3 protein-coding genes are annotated in these 3,403 nt (G+C 67.0%); 1 reads left to right on the top strand and 2 read right to left on the bottom strand.

Annotated elements, in window-relative coordinates; all coding sequences use genetic code 11:
- Nucleotides 1–180 precede the first annotated feature (180 nt).
- Nucleotides 181–1,848: an MFS transporter gene (locus RKE40_RS29375; RefSeq protein ID WP_316021695.1), complete on the bottom strand. Its 1,668-nt coding sequence runs from the start codon at nt 1,846–1,848 to the stop codon at nt 181–183.
- Nucleotides 1,849–2,173: 325 nt separating this feature from the next.
- Here RKE40_RS29375 and RKE40_RS29380 point away from each other — a divergent pair, with 325 nt between their 5' ends.
- Nucleotides 2,174–2,665: a hypothetical protein gene (locus RKE40_RS29380; protein WP_316021696.1), complete on the top strand. Its 492-nt coding sequence runs from the start codon at nt 2,174–2,176 to the stop codon at nt 2,663–2,665.
- Between the two features lie 6 nt (nt 2,666–2,671).
- Here RKE40_RS29380 and rlmB read toward each other — a convergent pair.
- The coding region (rlmB, locus tag RKE40_RS29385) for a 23S rRNA (guanosine(2251)-2'-O)-methyltransferase RlmB (RefSeq protein WP_316021697.1) at nt 2,672–3,403 on the bottom strand (732 nt) is incomplete at its 5' end.

A 3,403-nucleotide genomic window follows, 5' to 3' on the forward strand; every position in this document is an offset into this window, starting at 1 on the left:
CTGAGACATTCGTCGTCAGCCGACTTGACACCCATGGCCCAATAGAGAAGAGCCAACTTCCCCTTCCGGCCCATCTGAGACATTCGTCGTCAGCCGACTTGACACCCATGGCCCAATAGAGAAGCCCCGCCACGAGGGCGGGGCTCGGCAGCCGGCAAGGCCGGCCGATCGTAAAGCCGATCAGTGGTCGTAGGTCATGATGTCGCGATCCTTGGTCTCGGGCACGAAGAGCATGCCGATGACGAAGGTCATCATCGCGATCACGATCGGGTACCAGAGGCCGTAGTAGATATCGCCGGTGCCGGCCACCATGGCGAACGAGGTCGCCGGCAGCAGGCCGCCGAACCAGCCGTTGCCGATATGGTAGGGCAGCGACATGCCGGTGTAGCGGATGCGGGTCGGGAAGAGCTCGACCAGGGCGGCGGCGATCGGGCCGTAGACCATCGTCACATAGATGACGAGGATGGTCAGGATGGCGATGACCGTCAGCGACTGGCCGCCGAACAGCGCGCCCAGGAAGCCGGTCTTGACGATGCGGGCGTCGCCTGCCGCCGGATAGCCGGCAGCGACGGCTTCCTTGGCAATGTTGGCGGCGAAGCTGGCGTCGATCGCGACTTCCTTGCCGTTGACCGTGACCTTGGCCGGGGTGCCGGCCGGAGCCGGGGCCTGGGTGTAGACGATCGCCTGCGTGGCGAGCGTGCGCCGTGCGATATCGCAGGGCTGGGTGAAGGTGCGCACGCCGACCGGATCGAAGACCGAGCCGCAGGTGGCGGGGTCGGCGACGACCTGGACCTTGACGTTGGCATGGGCCGCGGCGAGGCCGGGATTGGCGGCCTTGGTGAGGGCGCCGAACAGCGGGAAGTAGGTCAGTGCCGCGATCAGGCAGCCGGCAAGGATGATCGGCTTGCGGCCGATCTTGTCCGACAGCGCGCCGAAGACGATGAAGCCGCCGGTGCCGAGGATGAGCGACCAGGCGATCAGCACGTTGGCCGAGTACAGGTCGACCTTCAGGATGCTCTGGATGAAGAACAGGGCGTAGAACTGGCCGGTGTACCAGACGACGGCCTGGCCGGCAGTGAGGCCGAACAGCGCGAGCAGGGCGATCCTGGCGTTCTTCCACTGGCCGAAAGCCTCGGAGAGCGGCGCCTTCGAGCCGGTTCCCTCTTCCTTCATCTTCTTGAAGGCGGGGGATTCCTGCATCTGCATACGGATCCAGACCGAGATCGCGAGCAGGAAGATCGAGGCCAGGAACGGGATGCGCCAGCCCCAGGCGGTGAACTCGGCCTCGCCCATGGTGGTGCGGATGCCGAGGATGACGATCAGCGAGAGCAGGAGGCCGAGCGTCGCCGTGGTCTGGATCCAGGAGGTGTAGAAGCCGCGGCGGCCGGGAGGGGCGTGCTCGGCGACATAGACCGCGGCGCCGCCATACTCGCCGCCGAGCGCGAGGCCCTGCAGCATGCGCAGCACGATCAGGATGACCGGGGCGATCCAGCCGATCGAATTGTAGCTGGGCAGCAGGCCGACCAGGAAGGTCGAGGCGCCCATGATCACGATGGTGACGAGGAAGGTGTACTTGCGGCCGATCAGGTCACCCAGGCGACCGAAGAAGAGCGCGCCGAAGGGACGGACGAGGAAGCCGGCGGCGAAGGCGAGCAGCGCGAAGATGGCGCGCGTATTCGGGTCGAAGGCCGAGAAGAAGTGCGCGCCGATCATCACGGCGAGCGAACCGTAGAGGTAAAAATCGTACCATTCGAAGACCGTGCCCAGGGAGGAGGCGAGGATGACCCGCTTCTCTTCCCTGGTCATCGGGCGTGGGCCGGCGGCCCCCGATGCCTGTGCAACACTCATGATCCGCTCCCGTAGTTTCGTTCCCCCAGCGCAGCGGACCACCCGCTACGCCTCCACGCCGCCTTGCAGCGGTCTTTGCGTTGGAGCCGGACGTTGCCGACTCGCCAAAAGCCCTAGAAAAGACAAGTTTGATGGGGAACGAATGAGCCCACAGCCCCCAAGCTTCAAGCAGGCACTTGGTCTTGCACCAAAGGGTGTAAGACTAACGACTCATTAACCGGTGAGACCTGCTTTCCGCCGCCATGCGGCGCTCGATTCGCCTTCCGCGCGCAAGGCGGCTAGCGTCTCCTTCCAGCGGCGATTCCGAAGGACAGGAGGGGGCGACATGGTCGGCATCCCGGTGTTCCGTCTGGCCTGTATTGCAGGCAGCCTGCTTGTACTCGGCTCGAGCGTCTCCGCCAGGCCCGCAGGCGGCGCGGCAGGGCCGGCCGGCGTACGTTCGCCCGGCTTCGCTCCAGCCCCGCAGGCCCGCCCGTTTGCGATGCCGGGCAGGCCGTTCCATGGGGGCCCGCGCGGCCGCGGCTTCCATCGCCCGGGCTATGGCTACGGTTCTGGGCTCGGTGGATACTGGCCGGGCGTCTACGATCCCTCGTTCCGGCTGTCGGTGCGGACCAGCCAGCCTGATTATCGCTTCGAGCGCGCCGAACCGTCGATCCCGGTTGCCATCGGAATACCGCGCCCTCCGGTGGCGGATCCGGTGATCTACCGGATCGAGGGGGAGCGCGGCCGGCAGGTCGTGCGCGTCATCCGGATCGGCGCCAACGACGTATTGCCGCTCGCATCCAGCGAGAGGCGGCTCCCGGCCGGGAAGCGCTGAGCGGGCTCAGCGCTGCCGTGTTGCGGCGTAGAGCGCGATCGCGGTGGCGTTGGAGACGTTGAGGCTCTTGATCGCGCCGGGCATGTCGAGCCGGGCGAGGTGGTCGCAGAGTTCGCGGCTGCGCTGGCGCAGGCCCTTGCCCTCGGCGCCCATGACCATGACGAGGGGCCGGCGCAGGGCGACGTCGTCGAGCGAGACATCCCCTTCCGAATCGAAGCCGACGCGCAGGAAACCGCGCTTTCCGAGTTTGTCGAGCGCGTCGCCAAGGTTCTTCACGGCGATCAGCGGGACGTGCTCGAGCGCGCCGGAGGCCGATTTGGCGAGCACGCCTGTCGCCGCCGGCGAGTGCCTGACGGTGACGATCACCGCCGCGACCGCGAAGGCCGCCGCCGAGCGCAGGATCGCGCCGACATTGTGCGGGTCGGTGATCTGGTCGAGCGCGAGGACGACGGCGTCGTCCGGTAGCGAGTCGAGATCGGGCGAGGGCAGGGGATCGCAGACGAGATAGAGCCCCTGATGCACCGAATCGGGCGTCAGCAGACGGTCGATCTCGGAGGGGCGCACGAGTTCGGGCGCGATCGGCAATTCGCCGATCTCCTCGGTGAGACGCTTCAGGGCGTTCTCGGTGACGAGAAGCTTGCGGAAGCGCCGCTGTGGATTGCGCAGCGCCTCGATCACCGGATGGGCGCCGTAGAGGATCGCCTCGTCGATATCGCCCGGGCGATGCGGCGGGGGGCC

Source organism: Allobosea rubneri (assembly GCF_032464875.1).
GTDB classification, from domain to species: Bacteria; Pseudomonadota; Alphaproteobacteria; order Rhizobiales; family Beijerinckiaceae; genus Allobosea; species Allobosea rubneri.

Excerpts from the sequence above, each read along its gene's own strand:
- RKE40_RS29380 (WP_316021696.1), top strand. The coding sequence starts at position 2,174 with ATGGTCGGCATCCCGGTGTTCCGTCTGGCCTGTATTGCAGGCAGCCTG.
- RKE40_RS29375 (WP_316021695.1), bottom strand. The coding sequence starts at position 1,848 with ATGAGTGTTGCACAGGCATCGGGGGCCGCCGGCCCACGCCCGATGACC.